Genomic DNA, 23,567 nt, shown 5'->3' with positions numbered 1-23,567 from the left:
GCATGTTTAATCTGCCCATCGGCCTACGCACTAAGGTCGCCGTACTCTCCCTGTTCCTGCTCTGCCTGCCCTGGCTGGGTTATCAATATGTGTGGGAGATGGAAAAATACCTGCGCCACGGCCAGGAAAAGACTCTTGAAGGCACCACTCAAGCCCTAACCACAGCCCTGCATGAACGACCCAAACTGTTCGACAAGCAGGCAAGCTTTCTGTCACAGGTGAAGAAGGGGCGGGATCTTTACGCCTATCCCCTAACCGGCCCTATCCATCTGGATGGCAAGCTGGGCGAATGGGCCTCTAACCGCCACCGCGCGGTGACCTATGGCGCCGATCACCAGCTGTTTAAAGCCGATGACGGCAACCCCCTCAACGTCAGTTTCACCCATATGGTGGGCAAGTATGCCGGCTACCTCTATGGCTATTTCGAGGTGACAGATCCTAAGGTGATCTACCGCGGCACCAACAGCCTGCGCATCGACAACAACGATCATCTGGCCATCGCCACCCTGGCGCCCGACGGCCAGTTTCGCCGTTACATCGTCGCCACCATACGTGACGGCTGGATCAGCGCCTTCGAGCTGCCCGCCGATCCCCGCAAGTCCCAGCCCGTCAACCCTGAGGTACGCATTCAGGGCAAGTGGCTGAAGACAGATAAAGGCTACAACATCGAGCTGAGGATGCCGCTTGAGATGGTGGGCAGCAAGCTGGGCTTTGCCATCGTCGATGTTAACGACAGAAAGGAACGTAACGTCGAGGCGATCGTCGGCACCTCGGCTACGGATGATGTTACCAAGCTGGGGACGGTACTGGTGCCTTCGCCGGAGATCGAGAGCATCATCAAGGGGATGAGCCACAACAGCTCGCGGATCTGGGTGGTTGATCGCCACGGCCGGGTACTGGCGAAATCCGGCGACATCTACAGCAGCACCAATGTGTGGGCGCAGACGGCAACCGAGCAGACACCAGACACCTTCTGGGGCCGCTTCAAGCAGCAGTTCCTGCACCCGCTCTACTATCGCATTCTGACCACGCCGCCTAAGCATTTCGTCGACTCGCTAAAAGACTCTACCGTGCTGGAGGGCAGCCATATCCGCAAGGCCCTGGCCGGTCAGTTTGGCTCCACCTGGCGCCTCAGCCCAGATGGCAAGGCGGTGATCCTCGCCGCCGCCAGCCCCATCTGGATCGACGATACCGTGATGGGCGTAGTGATCGCCGAGGAGACCACCCACGGCATCCGCACCCTGCGCAACAAGGCGCTGGAGAAGCTGTTTAACGTGATCCTGACCGTGATGAGCATGGGCACACTAGCGCTCTTCTTCTTCGCCTCCAGCATCTCCAGCCGCATCCGTAAGCTAAGGGACGATGCCGAGCAGGCGATCGACAGCCAGGGGCGGATCAGAAAGGCGATAGTCGGCTCTAAGGTGCGTGACGAGATAGGCGATCTCAGTCGCAGTTTCGCCAGCATAGTCGGCCGACTGAGCCAATATACCCACTATCTGGAGAACATGTCGTCGCGCCTTGGCCATGAGCTGCGCACCCCGGTTGCCGTGGTGCGCTCGTCCCTCGAGCACCTCAACAGCCAGGATCTGCCGCCGCAACATCAGAAGTATGTGGACCGCGCCCACGAAGGGGTGAGCCGCCTTAACATGATCCTCAACAACATGAGCGAGGCCACCCGTCTCGAAGAGGCGCTAACCGACGCCGAGGTGGACAACTTCCCCCTCTCCAAGGTGATCTCAGGTTGTATGCAGGGCTATCAGATGACCTATGCCAATCAGGTATTTGAGCTAGAGATAGATAAGGAGCCCATGACCATGCGCGGGGTGCCTGAGTATATCGCCCAGCTGATGGACAAGCTGATCGCCAACGCCATCGAGTTCAGCCAGAGTGATACGCCGATTAAGGTGTCGCTCAAGGCCAAGGGGCGTCAGGCACTGCTGAGCGTGAGTAACCTGGGGCCATCATTGCCCGCCAACATGGGCGAGCAGATCTTCGAATCCATGGTGTCTGTGCGCGCCCAGAAGGCGCAGGATAAGCCTCACTTGGGGCTGGGGCTCTATATCGCCCGCTTAATTACCGATTTTCACAAGGGCAGCATACGCGCCGAAAACCTGATGCAGGATGGTCAGGCCACCGGCGTGGTTATCCATATCCGTCTGCCGCTGGAGGCGCAATAGCCTCCACGCTAAAAGGAAAACCACTCCAATAAATCTCACTTTCATTTAGCCGTATAGATGTTAAGATGGCTGCATTGAGTTGCCAACACGAGAGTATGGGATGAAAAGAGAGACCAAGATAGTCAGCGTCGGCCGCGACAAGAAGTGGAGCAAGGGGGTGATCAACCCGCCGGTATTTCGCGCCTCCACCGTGGTGTTCGACACCATAGAGGATATGCGTCATGCCACCAAGAACCGCGCCAACGGCGAGATGTTCTATGGTCGCCGCGGCACCCCAACCCACTTTTCCTTCCAGGCGGCCATCGCCGAACTCGAAGGCGGCGTAGGCACAGCCCTGTACCCTTCGGGTTCGGCGGCCATCTCAGGCGCCCTGCTCTCCTTCCTCAAGGCGGGCGATCATCTCCTCATGGTCGATACCGCCTATGAACCGACCCGGGATCTGTGCGACAAGCTGCTCAAGGGCTTCGGCATAGAGACCACTTACTATGATCCCCTCATAGGTGATGGCATAGAGGCGCTTATCCGCCCCAATACCAAGGTACTGTTTCTCGAATCTCCCGGCTCCATCACGCTAGAAGTGCAGGATGTGCCGACCCTAAGCGCCATCGCTCATCGCCACAACCTGGTGGTCATGTTGGATAACACCTGGGCGTCACCCATCAACTGCCGCCCCTTCGAGCTTGGGGTGGATATCTCGATTCAGGCGGCAACCAAATATATCGTCGGTCACTCGGATGTGATGCTGGGAACGGCCACCGCCAACCAGGCTCATTGGGATCAGCTCAGAGAGAACAGCTACCTCATGGGGCAATGCACCTCGGCGGACGATATCTATCTCGCCAGCCGCGGCCTGCGCACCCTGGGAGTACGCATGGCCCAGCATGAGAAGAATGGACTAGAGGTCGCCAACTGGCTGGCCACACGCCCAGAGGTGGATCATCTGCGCCATCCCGCCTTTGCCTCCTGCCCTGGGCATGAGTTCTTCAAGCGAGATTTCAGCGCCTCTAACGGTCTCTTCTCCTTCGTGCTCAAACGCGGCAACATCAAGGCGATCACCGCCTTCGTCGAGGGCATGGACCACTTCAAGATGGGCTTCTCCTGGGGCGGCTACGAGAGCCTGATCTTGGGGGTCTTCGGTATCGACAAGCTGCGCACCGCCACCCAGTGGGACAGCAGCAAGCCGCTGATCCGCTTGCATGTGGGCCTGGAAAATCCTGAAGATCTCATCAAAGATCTCGAGGCCGGCTTTGCCCGCTACAACGCGGTATTGGATGGCCAGAGCGACTAGCGCCTCACCTGAATAAGCTTAAGGATCCCCCTTAAAAAAACGCCGTCAGATGACGGCGTTTTCTTTGTTTTGATTAGCTGCAGGTTTTTCCGATTCACGCTAGCGAGTCGCAGGCATTCCGTTTTGCGCCACTTGCGATCAGTTTTTAGCCGCTGACTCTCAGCTCTTAGCCGCTGGCGCTCAGTTCTTAGCCGCTGGCGCTTCGTTTTGCGCCGCAGGCGCTTGCCAGGCCTGGGTGCCATACAGGGGCACGGTCGACAGGCTGTGCTTATGGCTGCCATCTGTCTCCTTGGTGGAGTAAGAGAGATAGATCAGCGTCTGGCTGTCGGCGTCATAGATGCGTCTCACCTTGAGGGATTTGAACAAGATACTCAGTGAAGCCTTAAACACCACCTCGCCGCCGTGGCTCTTGTCGATGTTGGCGAGATCCGCAGGCAAAATCGGTCCGGTCTGACGACAGGCGATCCCCATATCCGACGGATCGGCAAAGTCCAGATTCGCTTCGATACGACTGATATGACAGGTCACGCCGGGGATTTTAGGATCTTGCCTGGCCTCGATGATCACATCCTTGGTGGTAAAGACCCCCAGGCTCACCTTGCCCACATCATCGCCGCAGCCGGTCAGCAGGCTTGTTGCTGCTACAAACATGATTCCAATCCAAGCTTTCATCTTCATTCCTTTTTGCCTTGTTGTCTCGTTGTTTTGTGGTCTTATTGCCTTGACGCCTTGACGCCCTAACACCTTATTGCGTTAGCCAAACACCTTCTGCGCCCAGCGGGTTAGTCCGGCGGTCACACTGCCAAAGTGGTCACCGACCACTATTTCAGTCTCAGGATACATCTGGGCAATCTTCTGGTAAATCGCCGGGCTCTTGGCCGTACCGCCAGTGACATAGATAATATCGGCCTGCGCCTTGTCCGTCGCCTTATCTGTTGCTTTGGCCATTGCCTCAGCCATTAAGGACTGGATCAAGCCCACAGGCTGAGCGATCGCATCAACGAAACCTTGCTGATCGACTTCGGCTACCAACGCAGCATCGACATAATCCAGACTCGCCTGAGTGGCGGCATCATCTGACAGGGCAATTTTCGCCCCCTCGGCGCTGCGCACCAATCGATAACCGAGCTGATCCCGCTGCACCTTGAGTAGGCGCGACAGCAGATCCGAGCGCTCAGCATCCTTGATCAGTTCCTCGATCATCTTGCGGGTCGTCAGGCTGGCAAAGTCGCGCTGTGCGCTGATGTCGTTGACCGCCACCGCATTCCAAAAGGGTTGGCTGGGCACAGGCAGGCCATTGACCATATGAGACCCCAGCCCAAGGTGGGGCATGAAGGCCTTCATCGCCAGGGCGATATCCAGATCGTTACCGCCGATGCGCTGACCACTGTGGCCAAGAAAATCCTCTCTGCGATCGGCCTTAGCGATATGAGAGGGCCCCATCTTTACCACAGAGCAGTCTGTGGTGCCGCCGCCCACATCCACCACCAACACTGTCTTGTCCTGGGTCAGACTGGCCTCGAAATCCATACCCGCCGCCAGGGGCTCGAACAGAAAGCTCACCTCGATAAAACCGGCACGTTTGGCCGCCAGCGCCAGGATGGCTTCGGCCTGGCGGTTACTCTCCTCGCCGCCTATGCCCTGAAAGTTGACCGGGCGACCGATCACCGCATGGGTGGCGCTTCCCTTAGTGCCCAACTGCTTATCCGCCAAGCTCTTGATATGCATCATCATCAGGGTGACGATATCTTCAAACAGGGCAATTTGATCCGCTCGCAAACCGGTTGCCCCCAGGAAAGACTTGGGCGAGCGCACATAGAAGCCCTCTTCGGGCATCTCAAGATAATGGGCCACCGCCTGCTCACCGACAAACACCGCCTGCTCATCACCGTCGAGATCCAGCGCCTGACGGGCATGACGGGCGCGGCTCAACTGCGCCGAGCGCAGCTTGGCATAATCAGCCTTCAATTCACCAGCTAGCTGCTGATAGACGGCCTCGGCAATCAACTCACGGTCGAAGGCATATAGGGTCGATACCAGGTAGTGAGAATCCCCCGCCAGGGGCAATAGCTGCACCCTTTCACCATCCATAATACCGACGGCGCAGTTGGCGCTGCCATAATCGAATCCAACAAACATGCTAAGCGCTCCCGCCCATGAAAAAGCCGAGCAAAATAACACACTCAGCATAAAAGACAAGCGGCCGACTCAAATACCTACCATCCAAGCGCCGACAAAAGCGCCCGCCAATGCCGACGCAAATATCGCCCATGGGAAATCGACTAAACTTAAAGGGATATTGGGAGTCGTTATGCACTGCTTAAACCGACGTTCACTGAGTATTATCCCCCTGCTCTTGCTAATAGCGCTGAGCCTGGGTAAGAGCGTGTCGGCGACGGAGGAAAACAGTGAGTCCGCGCAGCAAACCACGCCCCAACCCATTCCCCTGCTGCAGTTTAGCGGCGCCATAGGCCCAGCCATAGGCGAATACCTAAGCGAAGAGATAGACCACGCCAATCGCCTGCCGGTTGAGCAGCGACCCGAGCTTATCATGATAGTGCTAGATACCCCCGGGGGACTGGTCACCAGTCTCAGAAGCATCAATCAGGCGATCCTTGCATCCAAGATCCCCATCGCCTGCCTTGTAGCCCCGCCGGGCGCCAGAGCCATGAGCGCCGGCACCTATATGCTCTATGCCTGCCATATCGCCGCCATGGCCCCCGCCACCACGCTAGGCGCGGCGACGCCTGTGCAGCTGGGCATGCCCTCCTCCCCCCAAGACTCCGGTTCTGGCTCTGGTTCTGATCCCAAAGAGTCTGGATCCCAAGATAAGGCAGCACGAGACGATGGTTCGGGTCAGTCTAGTCCCGAGTCAACGCCAAAGGACAACAAGGATGCCATGGCCCACAAGGTGCTTAACGATGCGGTGGCCTATATTCGCTCCCTGGCTAACCTAAGGGGTCGTAACGTCGAGTTTGCCGAGCGCGCGGTTATCGATGCCGCTACCCTCACTTCAGATGAGGCGCTGGCCCAGAACGTGATCGACCTGATAGCAGCCGATCCCCAAGAGTTGGTGGCCAAACTCGAAGGCTTCAGCGTGGTGGTGGATGGCAAGGCTAAGCGCCTGTCCCTTGCTGGGGCGAATCTAACGGCCCGTCAGCAGAGCTGGCGCAATCGCGTCATCGCCACCATTACCGATCCCAACATCGCCTATATTCTGATGTTGATCGGTATCTATGGCCTGCTGCTGGAGTTTTACAGCCCGGGCATTGGCGTTGCCGGCGTCACCGGCGGTATCGCCCTCTTGGTCGCCCTCTACGCCTTTCAGCTGCTGCCAGTCAACTACACCGGGCTTGGGCTGATCCTGCTGGGCATAGCCCTTATCGTCGCCGAGTCCATGGTGCCCAGCTTCGGTATTCTTGGCCTGGGTGGTATCGCGGCCTTCGCCCTGGGCTCGCTGTTTCTTATCGATGCCGAGGGCGGCGATCTCTCCATCTCGCTGCCGCTTATCGCCGCAGTGACTGTGACTGCGTCTGGCTTCTCTCTCTGGGTACTCTCCAGCCTGTGGAAGGCGCGCAAGGCCGCCAACGTCAGCGGCGACGATCTGCTCATCGGCGCCAGTGCTAAGGTGGTGAAAGGCTTCGAGAAGTACGGCCTGGTTACCCTGGGCGGCGAGTGTTGGCAGGCCAGATCCGATACTCAGACCCAGACGGGCGAGACGGTTGTCGTACTCGGACGCGACAAACTGACCCTGATCGTCACCCCAGCGGCGACGCTGCCCGATTCAGACAATCCTTAGGAGGTTGATATGCAAGCCTTAGCCTACAATACCCAGCTGTTCTTCGTCGCCCTCATCTTCCTGCTGGTGTCACTGCTTATCAGCACCTTCAAGATCCTGCGGGAATATGAACGCGGGGTGATCTTCATGCTGGGTCGCTTCTACCGGGTCAAGGGCCCAGGCCTCATCATAGTGATCCCCCTGGTGCAACAGATAGTGCGGGTGGATCTGCGCACCGTGGTGATGGACGTACCGACTCAGGATGTGATCAGCCGCGACAACGTCTCGGTGCAGGTCAATGCGGTGATCTACTTTCGGGTGATAGATGCCCAGAAGGCGATCATCAATGTGGAGGATTTTCTGCAGGCCACCTCCCAGCTGGCGCAGACCACGCTGCGCTCGGTACTCGGGCAACATGAGCTGGACGAGATGCTGGCCAATCGCGACATGCTCAACACAGACATTCAGTCTATCCTCGACAGCCGCACCGACGGCTGGGGGATCAAGGTCTCGAACGTGGAGATAAAGCATGTGGATCTCAACGAGACCATGGTGCGCGCCATCGCCAGACAGGCGGAGGCGGAGCGGATCCGTCGCGCCAAGGTGATCCACGCCTCGGGCGAGATGGAAGCCTCGGCCAAGCTGGTAGAAGCGGCGCAGAACCTGAAAAAGTCGCCCAACGCCATCTTGCTGCGTTACCTGCAGACCCTGACAGAGATCGCCGGCGAGAAGAATTCGACCATCCTCTTCCCCCTGCCGATGGATCTCCTCAAGGGGGTGCTAAATCGGGTTAGCGACCAGGAGGAGACCCCGGCAAAGAAAACGGAAGACTAATGGCCGAAACGGGTGGCCTCGAAACGGTTAAGCAGCAGATGCACCAGGTAACAGGCCATCAGAGTAAGCACTATGGCGCCTAAGATACTCGCGCCGCGATAGAGACTGCTGTAGATGAGATCGTTCGCCGGCGTCAGGTTTTGACCATAGAGGGCGCCCATGGTGGTCATGGCGCCGAATCCCACCCCAGAGCCCATCGCCTCTGTCACATGAGCCTGACTAAACAGCAGAGTCACCAACCAGAACAGCGGCAGCAGGAGCACCAGCTCATGGGCCCAGGTATAGAGCAGCAGCTGCATCAAGAGGCCACAGGTCACCCCGAGTATGGTACCTACGGCGCGGCGTCTGGCATAACCCAGGGCGCCGTTCCAGTGCATGGGAAAGAGTAACAACAATGTGGTCGCCTGGGCCGCCAGAGAATCACGCAGATCAAACACCTGAAACACGGCGAAGGAGATGGTGGCGATAGTCGCCCCCATCAGCGCCTCGTGACGCATGCGATGGGGCGCCTTAGGCATAGCTGCCATAGGCGCCCGTGCATCGACGTCGGGAAACAGGTACATCATCAGATAGGCAATAAGCACGGAAAAACCACAACCCATAAAGTTATTGATCGCCAGCTCTGTCACATCTGTATCCGGATAGCTGGCAAAGTGCAGCATGATGCTCAGACTAATCACCCCTGTGGCGCCAAACAGGAACAGGCTGCCACGGGACATGCAGGCAAAGCGATAGAGAAACAGCAAGAAGGCGACGATAGACATCACTATCGGGTGCGAGCCCAAATACTCGGCCAGCAGCGCCACCTCTATGATGGCGATGGCGGATGAGGCCATCACCTGCCGCACCACATGCAGCGACATCTTAGGCAAGATCCCCAGCATCAACATGGGCAGAACGGTAAAGAAGACCCCGTAGTTAAATTCCAGCACCTTGCAGCTGAGAAAGCCCAAGGTGGCACCAGTCGCGATACGCAGACACTGGCGCAGATCGTTAGCACTTAAGGGATGATGACGAATTAACACCCTTCGCCCCTAGTAGATGTAATGCAGCAGGCTGATGAACTTGATCTGCACCTTGGCAAACAGCTCATAGATCACATTGCTTGGCTGAAGCTGCACGGTTGCCTTGGCGCCGGCCGGCAGGGTTATGGCCACATCGGGTGCAAGCTCCAGATGAAGACGGAAACGCTGGGCATCTCGCACCCAACGATTTGACTCGGTTGGGGTCGCCAGACGTCCATTGGCATCGAACTGGGCCTGACTCACACCGGCATCGACACTACTGACGCTCGCCTGAAACAGCTCACCCGGGCGACCATCGAAGGCCACCAGCGCGGTCGCACCAGGGGCGATGTGGCGCAGGTTCTTCTCACGAAAATCGGCGATCACATCCACATTATCCAGCAGCAGCGCCATGACGGGCGTCGACTGATTCACCATGTTGCCCGAGGCCAGCTGCACGTTGGTGACTACACCATCGTGTTCGGCGCGGATCTGGGTATAACTCAGGGCCAATGTTGCCTGAGACAGACGATTCTTGGCCTGACGCAGCTTGAGGTTATCCTCGCCCGGTAACCCCCTCAGGGTCTGCACCTTAGCCAGCTGCGCCTTGGCGGCCAGCAACTGTGAGCGACTGGCTTTCACCTCAGTTTGGGCCTGATCGATCATCTGCTGCGACACGCTCTGATTGGCATAGAGTGATTGAATACGTTTGGCCTCACGCTGCTTGAGTGCGTAGGCGATCTCCTTTGCGTTCACCTCGGCAGTCGCGGCGGCAATCGCCGCATCCAACTCGGCATTATCTTGTCTCGCCTGCTCCAGGGCCAACTCGGCCTGCTCCTGGGCCAGCAAGAAAGGGGTGGCATCCAGGCTAAACAGCAGATCGCCCTGCTGCACCTTCTGGTTATTCGCGACCTGTACCGAGATTACTCGGCCACTCACCTGAGGCGCAACCTGGGTAATAGTGCGTGTCGCCATCGCCTGGGTAGTCAGCGGCATCTTAAGGTCGGCCACCAGGAAATAACCAAACAGCAGGATGAAGCCGATGCTGGCAAACTTAACTAAACGGGCAAATTGCTGATCCGGTGTCATGCTTTCTACTTTTCCTCTTTATCTGTGGCGGTGGGGTGTAATTTCTTTACGGCGTTTTCGCTGATGCGGTTGAGCACAAATTCGAACGCCTCTAGCTGCTCTGGGCTGACGCCCTGATAAAGCTCGGCGCGCAGATCGATAATGCGCTGACGGATGAAGGCCAGCAGATCCAGGCCAGCCTGGGTCAAAGAGACGCGCCGTACGCGCTTGTCATGCTCGCAGCAGTGACGCTCGATAAGGGCCTGCTGCTCCAGCTGACTCAGGGTGCGCATCAGCGACGCCAACTCTATCTCGAGGGCCTCGGCCAGATCTTTCTGACTGGTCTGCTGGCCCATGCGATAGAGCTTCCAAAGCACACTCCAGCGGCTATGGGTCAAGCCCAATGGGGCAAGCTCTGCGTCGGCGACCATGCGCCATAGTCTTGCGAGCCTAGCGACTCGCTCAGCATTGGACGATTCGGCCCAATCTCGATTTTCTGCAGTCATCTTGATCCTCATTGCTGGGTAGCGACACTCGATAAATTACTTAGCATGCTAAGCATTATATTTATTTAGCAGGCTAAGTAAATAGCGAAATGAAAATAAATTACATCCAGGGTCTGCATCGCCTGGCGCCCTCGCCGACTAAGAAGTTTGAAAATAATGACTTAGGTGAGTTTTGGGTTATGCGTAAAAACAGAATATCAGAAGTAGAGAAGCTGAGAGCAGAAGGTAGAGGAAATGAGCCTAAAAAACTGAAAATTAAGAAGTATAGTGGATTTTGCGGGATGTTTTTTAGAAGAGGATACCGACACAGGGTTAACGGAAAAGGACCAGTTTGCTGTTAGCCGTCTGCACCTAACACGTCTCCACACTTTGCCCCGCACAATATGCCCCCATAAGTAGGAGGTTCAGGGCAATTAGATCAAATGCAGCAACTGACTTGTCTTCTGCTCACCAGAAATAGGTCGACCAAACGCAACCAATAAAGGATGCAGTCAATCAGTAAATGGGCAATCAGCATGCAGCCAATAAAAAAGCGAGCATTGCATAACACAACACTCGCCTTTGCTTCTTACTCTGAATACATTGGCTCAGACTCTAAAAACTGAAAGGCTATCTACATCCTCGCCAATGCTGCTCATCAAGCAGACAGGTCGCCCGATGCAACTCATCTCTAGCAGCCCTTTAAGTATAGAAGCCGTTCTGGCTTTTCGCCCAAACAATCGTGCAGATATCAGAGCCGACCAGTTAGCCTTCCTGGTGCTGGCGCTGTTTGCGCTCGACCTTGTCCTGACGGCGCGCCTCGATCACCTGCTTCACATCGCTGCCGATATGGCTCTCACCGCGTGACTTGGCCAGTTGCACCTGACGCTCACGCTCGACGAAACGCTTGCGCTGCTTGTCAGACAACTTGTCTATGCAGTGTGGGCAGCTTACGCCCTGCACATAATGCTCGCTTTGTTTGTCTTCTTCGGTAATAGGCAGACGACAGGCATTACACTGGTCGTACTGACCCTTTTCCAGCTGATGGTTGACCGACACGCGATTGTCGAACACGAAACACTCGCCTTCCCAGAGACTCTCCTCGGGCTTAACCTCTTCCAGATACTTAAGCACGCCGCCCTCAAGGTGATACACCTCATCGAACCCCTGCTCTTTGAGGTAGGCGGTGGATTTCTCGCAGCGAATGCCGCCGGTGCAGAACATGGCAACCTTCTTGTGTTGCTTAGGATCCAGATTCTGCTTCACATAGTCGGGAAACTCTCTGAAGGTCTGGGTCTTAGGGTCGACCGCATTCTTGAAGGTGCCTATGTTGACCTCATAGTCGTTACGGGTGTCGATTAGCAGCACCTCGGGATCTGAGATCAGCTTGTTCCAGTCCTTAGGCTTCACATAGGTGCCCACCACCTTACGGGGATCTATGCCTTCGACCCCCATGGTGACTATCTCTTTCTTCAGCTTAACTTTAGTGCGATAGAAAGGCATCTCATCGTCAAATGACAGCTTGTAGACGATATTATCCAGCCCTGGCTGGGCGTCTAACCAGGCCAGCAGACTATCGATCCCCGCCTGACTACCGGCGACCGTACCGTTAATCCCTTCGCTGGCCAGCAGCAAGGTTCCCTTGATCTCTAAAGACTCCATCTCCTTCAGCAACGGCTGCTGCAGGGCTTCGAAGGCCGGCAGGGAGACAAATTTATATAACGCACATACAACAAACTGAGACATATCAACCTCTTAAACTGCTCGCTGAGGCTTAATCCCCAGTGCATGAATAGACGCGCTCACAACCTAGGAATAAACCTAAGTATTAACCTAAGCATGGCCATAAGTGACATGGCGCGCAAAATGGAGGCGAATTCTACCTAAATCACAGTTAAACAAACAGGCATAAAAAGTAAGGGTATTTTATGACCCCTTGCGCGGGCGCTTACTCAAAACCACTAAACGCCATTCGGGGTTGCGATTTGGCGCAAAGCCATGAAGAATAGCGCCAGCAATCAAGGAGACCCCATGGCCTACCCCACATTATATTCGTTTCGTCGCTGCCCCTATGCCATGCGCGCCCGTCTGGGCCTCTTTCTCGCTGGCCAGGAGGTGGAACTCAGAGAGATAGTGCTCAAACATAAGCCCGAGCCCATGTTAGCGGCCAGCCCCAAGGGCACTGTGCCAGTATTGATTCTAGAAGATGGCAGCGTCATCGACGAGAGCCTGTCGATCATGCTGTGGGCGCTCGGTAAGAAGGCCAAAGACGGAGATGAGAAAACAGAAGCGCTGCTCCTCAGCCATAAGCCTGACCTGCAACAAGCGGCCATGGCACTGATCGGCGAAAACGACAATGAATTTAAGCCCTGGCTGGATAAGTATAAGTACGCCGATCGCCACCCAGAGCAGACGCAAGAAGACTATCGCGCCCAGGGCGAGCACTTTATCGCCAGGCTGGAAGCCAGATTGAACGAACATGCCCAACTGATGGCAGACGTTACAACCCTCGCCGACTATGCCATCTTCCCCTTCGTACGCCAGTTTGCCCACGTGGATAATACCTGGTGGCAACACGCCCCCTACCCTAAGGTGCGCGCATGGCTCGCCAATCATATCGATAGCCCAGTCTTTACCGCCATCATGAAGAAATACCCCACCTGGCTCGACAGTGGTGAGAGCTTCTCACTGCTAGAAAACTAACCGGGATCATACAAAAAAGGCGCCCTCAGGCGCCTTTTTCTTTCCTTATCTGTCTATGCCGAATTTCACTGCAGCGACAGCTGGTACACGCTGGTGCTGCCGCTCACCTCATTGCCTATGATCAGCAGCGGCTTACCGTTGGGGCTGTCGGCCGCTGCCACAAAGCTCATCCCTTCTGGGCCGAGATCCCCCGCCGCCTCAGGCGAACCTGTGATGTTGCTGCCATCGATCTCGAAGCCAACCTCGAAGTCACGATTGACCACATAGTCGACAAACTTCACCGCAAACGGGTTGGTGATCTCATAGATCATGAAACCAGAGGTACGCTCCAGGCCGATGAAGGCGTAGCGCTTACCCTCAATCTCGCCAATCGCCAGCGCCTCGGGCTCGGCGCCCTTATCGTCGCTGCGGCTGTCGCCCTTGTTCTCTTCGTTATTGTTGTTGAAGTTCATCCCCAGCAGTGCTGCCGTGATGCGGGAGAAATCGCTGCCGCTGTCAAACACCTGCTGACCGTTTTGATCCCAAATTGAAAATGAGCGACCGCCGTAGGCCACAATCTTGTCAAAGTCACCGTCACCATCTTTATCTCCCATAGAGGTAGTCACCTTAAGGCGCGCCAGTTGCGTCTTGTCCTGGGCCGCGGCAAACTGCGGATGGTTAACATCGAGCGTGAGGTCACCGGCGCGGGCCTCTTCGGAGAAGCCGCCGTAGTCGCGAGAATCCCCCTCGTTGGCCGTTACCACAAAGTCACTGCCATGCCACTGGTAGCTGGCGATAGTATCTGGCTGATACAGGCCAACCACGCCCGGATAGGTCTGAATATTGACCCTATCATCCTTGTCGCTGGCATCGATCGCATTCTTCGCTAAACCAAAATCCTTAAAGCCGAGGGGCCAGATGGCCTTAACTGCTTTGCTTGGAATGTCGATCACCGCAATTGCGTTGTTTTCCTGCAGGCTGACATAGGCGAGCTTATCGTCTGGCGATACGCTGATATATTCAGGCTCCAAGTCTTGTGCGCGGCTGGCACCCGGGCCGTTGATCTTGATGTCGCTCGACAGCTCGGCTTCGCGCGCGCCGCCCAGATTAAAGTCGCTGAAATCCAGTAAGGTCGCGCTGGCCGCTGGCATACCATCGGTCACGGCTATGATGGCCACCGTGCCCAGCGGATCGACGCTGTAGTCATCGCTGGGTTCACCTTCACCGGCCACCAATACTTGCTTGCCATCATGGCTGAATACGACATTGTCTGGCAGCGCACCGACCTCAACACCATGGATAAGGCTGGCTTCACCAGCGCTATCGATGCGATAAAAGGCAACATAACCCATCCCCTGCTTGCTGTTACCCGCCTCATCGCCGCGCTCTATGGCCACCGCAAGCAGATCCCCATGTATAGCCAGGCTGTTGACGCCGCCAAGACGTGCCAGGCCAAGATCTTGCGCCACATCCAGCACTGCCAGCTTAGGCAGGTTATTGAGCAGCAGGGCATCACTGCCTGCAGCCGGGCTGGCGGCTAAGTTGGCCGCATCGACGATATCTACCTTACCACTCTGGGCATTCACCACGAAGATACGTTTGCTCGCCACATGAAAACCGACGATCTCGGCGGCGCTCTGACCATAGACACCAGACTCATAACGCCCCACCAGCTCGGCACTTAGCCCAGATACCGTCTCACGGCAAAGGTATTGAGTCTGCTCAGCGTTAACTTCGTCGCTGTCCAGCACGCCGTTGCCATTGAGATCCAAGCCTGTCTGTATCATCTGTCCACCGAGTGGACACTCAAGGTCGCCCGCAGGCAGCTGGGTAAATGCAACCAGGCTACTCGCGCCGTTTGTGCCATTGCTACCATTTGCACCATCTTTGCCGTCATCGCCGCTGCAGGCCGTCAGACCCAAAATTGTCATGACCACAGCTATCGCCGTTTTTTTCATCTTGTTATTCATTGCTTAATCCTTTTGCTTGCCCTGAGTACGCCTAAGTAAGAACCGCCAAAAGGCGGATAAATAGGCTATAAATTGCGCTAAGCTAAGGCGGAGATAAGACGAATTCATGACGTGAAGGTGACAGTTTAACGACAGGCAAGGGGAAAATTGCCTTAGGGCGTAAATTTCCCTTTGTCGCCCGCGTGATTCGCGCTAAATTTTGAGTCGGTATGATTTCGGATAGATGAGTCCATGTGCAGATTTTTAACCTATAGCGGCCCCAAGGCGCTGATGTCCCCCCTGATCTTTAAGGCCTCCAACTCGCTGGTGATGCAGAGCAAATACGCCCAGAAACGTAAAGTGCCCACCAACGCCGACGGCTTTGGCCTGGGCTGGTATCCCACCCAGGATGATCCTATCCCGGCGACCTTCGTCAATGTGGATCCCGCCTGGAGTAACCGTAACCTCAAGATGATCGCCGAGAAGGTAGAGACTCAGCATTATTTTGCCCACGTGCGCGACGCCTCCAAGGGAATGCCGGTGAGCCAAGCCAACTGCCACCCCTTCTCCTGCATGCATTACCTGTGGATGCACAACGGCCGCCTGGATCAGTTCGATAAGTTTCGTCGTCAGCTGCTCAATCAGCTCTCGGATCGCGCCTTTGCCTTAATTAAAGGCAACACAGATTCTGAATATGCCTTCGCCCTCTTCATGGACAAGCTGGAATTTGCCGAGCAGGCCAGTCTGAGTCAGCTGGAAAACGCGATGGAAGCGACTATCGCCTGCATCATGCGCCTACGTCAGGCAGCGGGTGCCGACACCAACGCCTTCATCAACTTTGCCGTCACAGATGGTAAACACACAGTAGTCACACGTTTCGCCACGCTTGAAGGCGTCAAACCCGCCTCCCTCTTCTTCGGTCGCGGCAAGGTTGACGAATGCCAGGAGGGGATCGAATTTATCCCCCACACGGAAGAAGTTCAGGACACAGATCAGGCCTGCATCATCATCTGCTCGGAGCCGCCAACGGATCAGAGCGAGCACTGGACCAAGGTGGAGCGCAACCACATGGTGAGCGCCATAGGCAACGAGCGGGTGAGTCAGCGCAAGCTGGACCTGCCGTTTCAGTCCGAGCTTTAACCCAGGTTAGATGACTCGCTAGCGGGCGTAGCCCGTCTAGCAAGGTTTTGTTACAAATCGGCTCGCCTTGCATTAGCCTAAGCGCAATAAAGCATTGGCCAAGGCGAGGCGAGATCCCGTACAATCGTTCTTCTCCCAGATAACATCCCCATCACCTGTTATCACCCCCACAAATTGTCTTAAATTCGGTCACAAGAGGTATGAGTGAACAAAGCGTCGATCCCGTCATCTGAGCTTAGCCAACCCCAGGGCATCCCCAATCTGGCCCTGTTGATCCCCATGTTATCGGCCATCGTCGCCATTACGCCGCTGGCGATCGACATGTACCTGCCGGCCATGTCGACCCTGGCCGAAAGCTTCAACTCCAGCGTCACCACTGTGCAGCAGTCGCTGAGTCTCTATCTGGCGGGCTATGCCCTTGGCATGCTCACCTTCGGCCCCATCGCCGACCGCATCGGCCGCCGCCCGCTAGTGCTGCTTGGTTTAACCGGCTTTGGTTTGATCAGCCTGGCACTGGCCTTCGTCACTAGCGTCGAGGTATTTCTGGGGCTGAGATTTCTGCAGGCCTTCATCGGCGCCGCCGCCACAGTGGTGGTGCCCGGCTACATCAAGGAGGTCTATGGCAAGAATACCGCCAAGGGGATGTCCTATGTCAGTCTGATCATGATGCTGGCGCCGCTCATCGCCCCCACCATGGGCAGTCTGATCCTCGAGCTGGGCGAGTGGCATCTGATCTTCTTCATCTTGGCCTGTTACGCCAGCTTGCTGCTCGTTTTAGTTCTTACCAAGCTAAGAATGCCCAGTGACGCGCAAACAAGCGGCCGCAGTCAGCGCTCCTTCTTCGGCGCCTATGCCGTGGTGTTTACCAAGCCAGGCGTCAAGCTGCATATCGCCAGCGGCGTGATGACCTCGTTTGCCTTCTTCTGCTACCTCACAGCCTCGCCGTTCGTCTACATGGAGGTGTTTGGTCTGGATAAGAGCCTGTTCGCCATCCTCTTTAGCACCAATGTCGGCGCCCTGATGCTGGCCAACGTGATCAACAGCCGCATCGTGGTTAAATATGGCTCTCGCCGCATGCTCAAGGTAGCCACCCTGCTGGCGGCCGTCGCCGGTATCGGCTTATTAAGCGTTAACCTACTGGGACTCAGCTATCACTTTACCGTGGCGGCGCTCATCCCCTTCATGGGTTTCCTGGGCGTAATGTCGGTCAATGCCGACGCCATAGTGCTGATGAAGTTTCAGCAAGAAACCGGCACGGCGACGGCGGTGATCGGCACCCTGAGATTTGGCTTTGGCGCCCTGGCGGGTCCTTTGTTGGCGCTCTTCTACACCGGGACAGCTGTGCCCTTCTCGGCGCTCATGTTAGGCGCCGTACTGCTGGTTGGCCTATGCCAGTTCCTGGCGCATTCACAGCAAAGACAGGGCTAACGGTGCTGATACGTCAATTACCGCATTAACTTGCCACGATTACGTTAGATTCACCGTCAAGCTCGCCATTAACTTCGCCACCATGACAAACGCCGCCCGATGACCCAATTGGGCGGCGATGCCACAAAATAACCTTCTGAGACTAAAGTCTACATCGCCCGATTAAAGATTAATGACGGCGCTCAACCCCCCATCAAACCGCCACTTAAGGCAAAGGCTATCCCACCTCGAACGTGAGTTTTGCTCAACATGGCAAACTTTGCTGATAAAAGGCTTGAATTCATTTATCTATTGAATATGATGAAATTCTGTTCATTGGCAACAGTCACCCCAAGCCGACCGCTTTCGGGTGAAGCGCGAGTCTGGATTACCCTCCAGACTCTTTGTTTAGAGCGATTACCGTCGCTGTATCAAGATACTGCATACCGTCGCGGTAACTTAAGAGGGATCACCAATGGAAAAACTTTCCGGCGCCAGCATGATCGTCCGATCATTAATCGATGAAGGCGTTAAACACATTTTCGGCTATCCAGGTGGCTCGGTACTCGATATTTACGATGCCCTGCACCAAAAATCCGGCATAGAACATATTCTCGTGCGCCACGAACAGGCGGCCGTGCACATGGCCGACGGCTATGCCCGCGCCACCGGCAAGGTGGGCGTGGTACTGGTCACCTCGGGCCCAGGCGCCACCAATGCCATCACGGGGATCGCCACCGCCTACATGGACTCAATCCCTCTGGTCGTGCTCTCAGGACAGGTTCCCAGCAACTTAATTGGTAATGATGCCTTCCAGGAATGTGACATGATAGGTATCTCCCGCCCCGTGGTGAAACACAGCTTCCTGGTGACAGACGCCAAGGATATTCCTGCCATCATCAAGAAGGCCTTCTATATCGCCTCTACCGGTCGCCCCGGCCCTGTGGTAGTAGACATTCCCAAGGATTGTCTCAACCCACAGATATTGCACGAATACCAATACCCGGATGAGATAAACATGCGCTCCTATAACCCGACGACGACGGGCCATAAGGGACAGATCCGCCGAGGCCTGCAGGCCCTGTTAAAAGCCAAGAAGCCGGTACTCTATGTGGGCGGCGGCGCGGTGATCTCGGGCGCAGACCAGCAGATTCTAAAATTATCCGACAGACTCGGCCTGCCGGTGGTCAGCACCTTAATGGGGCTGGGCGCCTTTCCCGGCACCCACGCCAACAGCGTCGGCATGCTCGGTATGCATGGCTGCTATGAGGCCAACATGGCGATGCACAACGCCGACCTTATCTTCGGCATCGGGGTAAGATTCGACGACCGCACCACCAACAATGTGGAAAAGTATTGCCCCAACGCCACCATATTGCATATCGATATCGACCCGTCATCCATCTCCAAGACGGTCAGGGTGGATATCCCCATCGTGGGCTCGGCCGATAGCGTGCTCGATGACATGCTGGCCCTACTTGACGATGAGCCGTCGATGAAAAACGATGAAGGCGCCATCGACTACTGGTGGAGCGAGATCAATCAGTGGCGCAGTCGCAACAGCCTGGCCTATGACAAGAGCAGCGAGCGCATCAAGCCACAGCAGGTGATCGAGACGCTGCACAAGCTGACCAATGGCGATGCCTATGTGGCCTCGGACGTGGGTCAGCATCAGATGTTTGCCGCCCTCTACTACCCCTTCAACAAGCCAAGACGCTGGATCAACTCGGGCGGCCTGGGCACCATGGGCTTTGGCTTGCCGGCCGCCATGGGGGTGAAGATGGCCAAGCCGGACGAGACTGTTATCTGCGTCACCGGCGATGGCTCGATCCAGATGAATATCCAGGAGCTGTCTACCGCGCTGCAATACGATACGCCGGTTAAAATTATCAACTTAAACAACCGTTTCCTCGGTATGGTGAAGCAGTGGCAGGATATGATCTACTCGGGTCGTCACTCCCACTCCTACATGGACTCAGTGCCTAACTTTGCCAAGATTGCCGAGGCCTACGGCCACGTGGGCATGACCATCAGCGATCCGGCCGAACTGGAAGCCGGGCTCGAGAAGGCCCTTGCCATGAAAGACAAGCTGGTCTTCGTCGACATCAGCGTCGATGAGACGGAGCACGTCTATCCAATGCAGATCCGCGGTGGCGGGATGAATGAAATGTGGCTAAGCAAGACGGAGAAAAGCTAATGCGTCGAATTATTTCTGTATTACTCGAAAACCAACCCGGCGCCCTATCTCGCGTGGTAGGCCTTTTCTCCCAGCGAGGCTACAACATCGAGAGCCTAACGGTGGCGCCGACGGATGATGTTACCCTCTCCAGGCTCAACATTACCCTGGTGGCCGACGAGGAGGTGCTGGAACAGATTGAGAAGCAGCTGCATAAGCTGATCGATATTCTCAAGGTATCCAACATTACCGAGTCCAGCCATATTGAGCGCGAGCTGGCGCTGATCAAGGTGAAAGCCAAGGGCGCGGGACGTGAGGAGGTGAAGCGCACCGCCGATATCTTCCGCGGTCAGATAGTGGATGTCACCTCTGAGCTCTATACCATTCAAATGGCCGGCACCTCGGATAAACTCGATGCCTTCATCGCCGCCATCGGCGAGGTGACTAAGGTGATTGAGGTCTCCCGCTCAGGTGTGGTCGGCCTGTGCCGCGGCGAGAAGGCGATGCGCGCCTAGCGCATACCCAATCGTTAGCGACTAATCAATAAGCACAAAAAACGCCAGCATTTGCTGGCGTTTTTACTATTTTGAACGAAAAGCCTCAACACAAGCGCTTTAAACCAAGAGCCTCAACCCAAGTGCGTTAAACCAAGGGCCCTAATCCAAGTGTTCTAATTCAAAATAATCCTTGGATATTAAACGATTTATTTACCGCTTTCAGGATTAGCTGTTTCAGAACTAGCACTCTCGGCCAGCTTAACCACCTCACCGGTCAGCGCAACACCCGCCATCAGGGCGCCGGCGCCGCACTGGAAGGTCTCTTCGCTCGAGGTCAGGTTGTTCTTATAGTTAGACTTGATATTCACTATGGCGTTACCGCCCTGCTTCAGCGCGCTGTTTTTCAGGGCAATCATCGCCGACAGGAAGACCCATTCGCAGGCTTCCTGATCTGACTTATTAAACGCATTGGTCTTCTTGTTGGTCTTAAGCTCACCCAGTTTCTGCACAGGCTCACCATAGGCCTGTTCACCAAAGTAGAAGCTGACATCACTGCCCAGCTTGGCCTTGGCCGCATCTGAATTAAGCACTGAGACGATGTTATAGTTGCCGACATCATCTCTGGCAAAGGCCAGCGGAGAACATAGGGTCAAAGAGGTCAAACCTACAAGCAGTATCTTTTTCATCATTACAAATTCCGTTGATTTGGCATGAGTTAACCCTCACGCCGCGCACTAGTTCACACTAGCACTTCCATTTACATTACCAGACCGACAGTCCTGTCAGCGTCCAACTTATTTCCCGGCGCACGAGAATAATGCCAGATTAGTCATAAACAGCCAAAGGCAAACGCCGTGGGAATCGCCGAGCATAACCAACTCCTTGGCTAAAGGTAAATAGCCAAAGGCAAACTTTGAGATAGAGCTACCTAAAAACCTGCCAGCTGGCTATCATGGCAGCAGTTAACACCATCCCCAACCGGAATTCCCATTGAAAGCATTCGACTTTAACCTGCTTCCCCTGCTGGAGGTGTTGCTGGAGGAGCAGAGCGTCACGGCCGCCGCCGAGCGCCTGCATCTGAGCCAATCTGCGGTGAGTAAACAGCTCAATAAGCTCAGAGACTCCTTCGACGATCAGCTGTTCGAGCGCACCGCCCACGGCCTGCGTCCAACCCCCAAGGCCAAGCAGCTGGGGCCGGAGATCCGTCAGATCTTGAGTCAGGTCTCCTCCCTCACCCGACCCAGCGACTTCGATCCCTCCAAGAGCCACAGACGCTTTCGGCTCGAGTTGGTGGAGACCGCCTACTCGCTAACCTACCCGCGCTTCATGCCCAAGCTGCTCAAGCAGGCACCTAAGATCACCTTAGACAGCCACACCTGGCATAGTGAGAGCATGGAGCGGTTGCTGCGCTGCGATACCGATCTTGGTATCGCCTGCCGGGAATGGGACGAACGCTCGCTGCAGCATATCAACAACCTGCCCAGCGCCCTGCGCTTCGTCGAGCTGACTCGGGATCACTCCCTCTGTCTGGTGCGCGAAGGTCATCCCCTGCTGCAAGAGGAGTGGAACCTGAGTACCTTTTTGAAGTATCGCCATCTGCAGGTCACCTTCGGCGGTATATCCCACTGGCTGCTGGATGATGTGTTGCAGATGAAGCACCTCAAGCGGGACATTGCGGTCAATCTCACCGATTTTAACAGCGCCATGCAGCTGTGCGAGCAGAGCGACCTCATCCTCTGCTCGCCCGCCAAATACGCCAAGGTGATGATGGGGCAATTTAAGCTGGTATCACTGCCGATCCCCACACAAATGGTGCCCGGCACCTATGTGCTGCTCTGGCATAAACATTTCGATCTTGACCCCAGCCATCGCTGGCTCAGGGAACTGATCATCGACTCGGTGCAGTCCTAAGCTGCTAGATAAAAAAACGCCAGCGAGATGAATGCTGGCGTTTTTACTTGGAGATGGTGTCTAAAGCGCTAATGCCCAACGAGCAGGCTTAACTAGAAGCCTTCGACCCCTTTCATATCAGGTAAGTGGTGAGCAATACCCTTATGACAATCGATACAGGTCTTCTCGCCGCTGGCCAATGATGTGGAGTGCATATTGGCCGCACGTGTCGATTGACGAGTAAAGTCCATGTAGTCGAAATTGTGGCAGTTACGACATTCAAGCGAATCGTTGGCCTTGAGTCGTGCCCATTCATGCTCTGCCAGTTCGCGGCGCTTGGCCTCAAACTTGTCACGCGTGTTGATGGTGCCGAATACCTTGCCCCACACCTCTTTCGAGGCCTGCATCTTACGGGCTATCTTATCTGTCCAGTTGTGAGGCACGTGACAATCCGGACAGGTCGCACGCACACCACTGCGGTTGGTAAAGTGTATCGTCGACTTCAGTTCCTGATACACGTTATTTTCCATCTCGTGACAGCCGATACAGAAGGCTTCCTGGTTGGTGGCTTCCAGGGCGGTGTTGAATCCCCCCCAGAAGATCACCCCCGCGACGAAGCCGCCTAAGGTAAGAAAACCTAAGCTAAAATGCACGCTGGGCTTTCTTAACACCTGCCAGATTTTTTTCAACTTATCTAACATACGGCCGCTCCTAGTGCTTAGCTGCTTCAGCTTTAATCAAGTGGTCGATATCGATAAAGTCATTACCTACCAAGGTTTTTGCATCCAGCTGGGGCACATGGCACTGAGTACAGAAATAGCGACGTGGAGAAAGATCCGCTAAGAAGTTGTTTTCCCTGTCCATGTAGTGGGTCACACTCACCATAGGAGCCTGTGAGTCGCCAACACGCTTACGGGCGTGGCACGACATACACTTATTCACCTTCAGGTCTATCTGATAGCCGTCGATCTTATGGGGGATCACCGGCGGCTGCATCGGATAGTTACGCACCTGCTTAACGTCTGTGTTACGCACCTTCTGCATCACAGGCGGCGTCGGGTTAGTGTCGAGCGGCGCCTGCCTGAGGGTGGCAACCTTCTCATCGGGCACGCTGGCAGCCACGCTGCTAAAGGTCGCGCCGACAGAGAGAGTCACCAGAGTCGCCAAGGTTACAAGTTTCAATGATTTCATG

The 23,567-nt window shown here is 55.7% G+C and carries 20 protein-coding genes; 10 read left to right on the top strand and 10 right to left on the bottom strand.

The genetic code is table 11. The features are described from left to right. The first annotated feature begins 2 nt into the window (after positions 1 to 2). Positions 3 to 2,177, top strand: coding sequence for a proteobacterial dedicated sortase system histidine kinase (pdsS, locus tag K0H80_RS09070; RefSeq protein ID WP_220073761.1), 2,175 nt, complete (start codon positions 3 to 5; stop codon positions 2,175 to 2,177). 100 nt (positions 2,178 to 2,277) lie between these two features. Further along, positions 2,278 to 3,465 carry a cystathionine beta-lyase gene (locus K0H80_RS09065; protein ID WP_220073760.1) on the top strand — a complete coding sequence of 396 codons (1,188 nt, stop codon included), beginning with the start codon at positions 2,278 to 2,280 and terminating at the stop codon, positions 3,463 to 3,465. A 180-nt stretch (positions 3,466 to 3,645) separates the two neighbouring features. Here the strand turns inward: K0H80_RS09065 and K0H80_RS09060 are convergent, their stop codons facing one another. Together K0H80_RS09060 and yegD are read right to left on the bottom strand one after the other, a co-directional pair. After that, entirely contained in the window at positions 3,646 to 4,143 is a 498-nt protein-coding gene (locus K0H80_RS09060; RefSeq protein WP_220073759.1) for a CreA family protein, read from the bottom strand. Between the two features lie 75 nt (positions 4,144 to 4,218). Then, entirely contained in the window at positions 4,219 to 5,604 is a 1,386-nt protein-coding gene (yegD, locus tag K0H80_RS09055) for a molecular chaperone (protein ID WP_220073758.1), read from the bottom strand. 172 nt (positions 5,605 to 5,776) lie between these two features. Between yegD and K0H80_RS09050 the strand changes: the two genes are divergently transcribed. Beyond that, entirely contained in the window at positions 5,777 to 7,264 is a 1,488-nt protein-coding gene (locus K0H80_RS09050; protein ID WP_220073757.1) for an NfeD family protein, read from the top strand. A gap of 9 nt (positions 7,265 to 7,273) precedes the next feature. Then, positions 7,274 to 8,077 (top strand): slipin family protein, encoded by an 804-nt coding sequence (locus tag K0H80_RS09045; protein ID WP_220073756.1) that lies wholly within the window; start codon positions 7,274 to 7,276, stop codon positions 8,075 to 8,077. On the opposite strand, the gene K0H80_RS09040 is transcribed toward K0H80_RS09045, so the two are convergent. From K0H80_RS09040 to trhO, 4 genes are all read right to left on the bottom strand, one after another. Then, positions 8,074 to 9,102: a DUF2955 domain-containing protein gene (locus K0H80_RS09040; protein WP_011865582.1), complete on the bottom strand. Its 1,029-nt coding sequence runs from the start codon at positions 9,100 to 9,102 to the stop codon at positions 8,074 to 8,076. The two genes, K0H80_RS09045 and K0H80_RS09040, sit on opposite strands and share 4 nt — an antisense overlap. A 9-nt stretch (positions 9,103 to 9,111) precedes the next feature. Then, complete coding sequence (locus tag K0H80_RS09035; protein ID WP_220073755.1) at positions 9,112 to 10,170, bottom strand: HlyD family secretion protein; 1,059 nt, start codon at positions 10,168 to 10,170, stop codon at positions 9,112 to 9,114. Between the two features lie 5 nt (positions 10,171 to 10,175). Continuing rightward, positions 10,176 to 10,655 carry a transcriptional regulator SlyA gene (gene slyA / locus K0H80_RS09030; protein WP_220073754.1) on the bottom strand — a complete coding sequence of 160 codons (480 nt, stop codon included), beginning with the start codon at positions 10,653 to 10,655 and terminating at the stop codon, positions 10,176 to 10,178. Positions 10,656 to 11,399: 744 nt separating this feature from the next. After that, on the bottom strand, positions 11,400 to 12,380 hold the full coding sequence (trhO, locus tag K0H80_RS09025) for an oxygen-dependent tRNA uridine(34) hydroxylase TrhO (RefSeq protein WP_011865579.1): 981 nt from the start codon (positions 12,378 to 12,380) through the stop codon (positions 11,400 to 11,402). A 285-nt stretch (positions 12,381 to 12,665) separates the two neighbouring features. Between trhO and K0H80_RS09020 the strand changes: the two genes are divergently transcribed. After that, a complete protein-coding gene (locus K0H80_RS09020) occupies positions 12,666 to 13,337 on the top strand; it encodes a glutathione S-transferase (RefSeq protein ID WP_220073953.1) in 672 nt (223 codons plus the stop codon). Positions 13,338 to 13,402: 65 nt separating this feature from the next. Here the strand turns inward: K0H80_RS09020 and K0H80_RS09015 are convergent, their stop codons facing one another. Beyond that, positions 13,403 to 15,286, bottom strand: a complete 1,884-nt coding sequence (locus K0H80_RS09015) for a choice-of-anchor I family protein (RefSeq protein ID WP_220073753.1) — start codon at positions 15,284 to 15,286, stop codon at positions 13,403 to 13,405. A 231-nt stretch (positions 15,287 to 15,517) separates the two neighbouring features. Here K0H80_RS09015 and K0H80_RS09010 point away from each other — a divergent pair, with 231 nt between their 5' ends. From K0H80_RS09010 to ilvN, 4 genes are all read left to right on the top strand, one after another. Next, a complete protein-coding gene (locus K0H80_RS09010) occupies positions 15,518 to 16,405 on the top strand; it encodes a class II glutamine amidotransferase (RefSeq protein WP_220073752.1) in 888 nt (295 codons plus the stop codon). Positions 16,406 to 16,609: 204 nt separating this feature from the next. Then, the gene (locus tag K0H80_RS09005) at positions 16,610 to 17,833 is read left to right on the top strand and encodes a multidrug effflux MFS transporter (RefSeq protein WP_220073751.1); all 1,224 of its coding nucleotides are present in this window, start codon (positions 16,610 to 16,612) and stop codon (positions 17,831 to 17,833) included. 454 nt (positions 17,834 to 18,287) lie between these two features. Next, positions 18,288 to 20,009, top strand: a complete 1,722-nt coding sequence (locus tag K0H80_RS09000; protein ID WP_011865574.1) for an acetolactate synthase 3 large subunit — start codon at positions 18,288 to 18,290, stop codon at positions 20,007 to 20,009. Continuing rightward, a complete protein-coding gene (ilvN, locus tag K0H80_RS08995) occupies positions 20,009 to 20,503 on the top strand; it encodes an acetolactate synthase small subunit (protein WP_220073750.1) in 495 nt (164 codons plus the stop codon). The genes K0H80_RS09000 and ilvN overlap by 1 nt, the downstream gene beginning before the upstream one ends. Before the next feature lie 188 nt (positions 20,504 to 20,691). Here the strand turns inward: ilvN and K0H80_RS08990 are convergent, their stop codons facing one another. After that, positions 20,692 to 21,174: an excinuclease gene (locus tag K0H80_RS08990; protein ID WP_220073749.1), complete on the bottom strand. Its 483-nt coding sequence runs from the start codon at positions 21,172 to 21,174 to the stop codon at positions 20,692 to 20,694. Positions 21,175 to 21,475: 301 nt separating this feature from the next. On the opposite strand from K0H80_RS08990, the gene K0H80_RS08985 reads away from it, so the two are divergent. Continuing rightward, positions 21,476 to 22,396, top strand: coding sequence for a LysR family transcriptional regulator (locus K0H80_RS08985; protein WP_220045018.1), 921 nt, complete (start codon positions 21,476 to 21,478; stop codon positions 22,394 to 22,396). A gap of 92 nt (positions 22,397 to 22,488) precedes the next feature. On the opposite strand, the gene K0H80_RS08980 is transcribed toward K0H80_RS08985, so the two are convergent. Together K0H80_RS08980 and K0H80_RS08975 are read right to left on the bottom strand one after the other, a co-directional pair. Continuing rightward, positions 22,489 to 23,076 (bottom strand): cytochrome c3 family protein, encoded by a 588-nt coding sequence (locus K0H80_RS08980; protein WP_011865570.1) that lies wholly within the window; start codon positions 23,074 to 23,076, stop codon positions 22,489 to 22,491. A 10-nt stretch (positions 23,077 to 23,086) separates the two neighbouring features. After that, positions 23,087 to 23,566 (bottom strand): nitrate reductase cytochrome c-type subunit, encoded by a 480-nt coding sequence (locus tag K0H80_RS08975; protein ID WP_011865569.1) that lies wholly within the window; start codon positions 23,564 to 23,566, stop codon positions 23,087 to 23,089. Between the last annotated feature and the right edge of the window lies 1 nt (position 23,567).

This window comes from Shewanella aegiceratis, assembly GCF_019457495.1.
GTDB classification, from domain to species: domain Bacteria; phylum Pseudomonadota; class Gammaproteobacteria; order Enterobacterales; family Shewanellaceae; genus Shewanella; species Shewanella loihica.
Note: the sequence above shows the minus strand (reverse complement) of the source record. Positions and strands in the feature narration are given on the sequence as shown.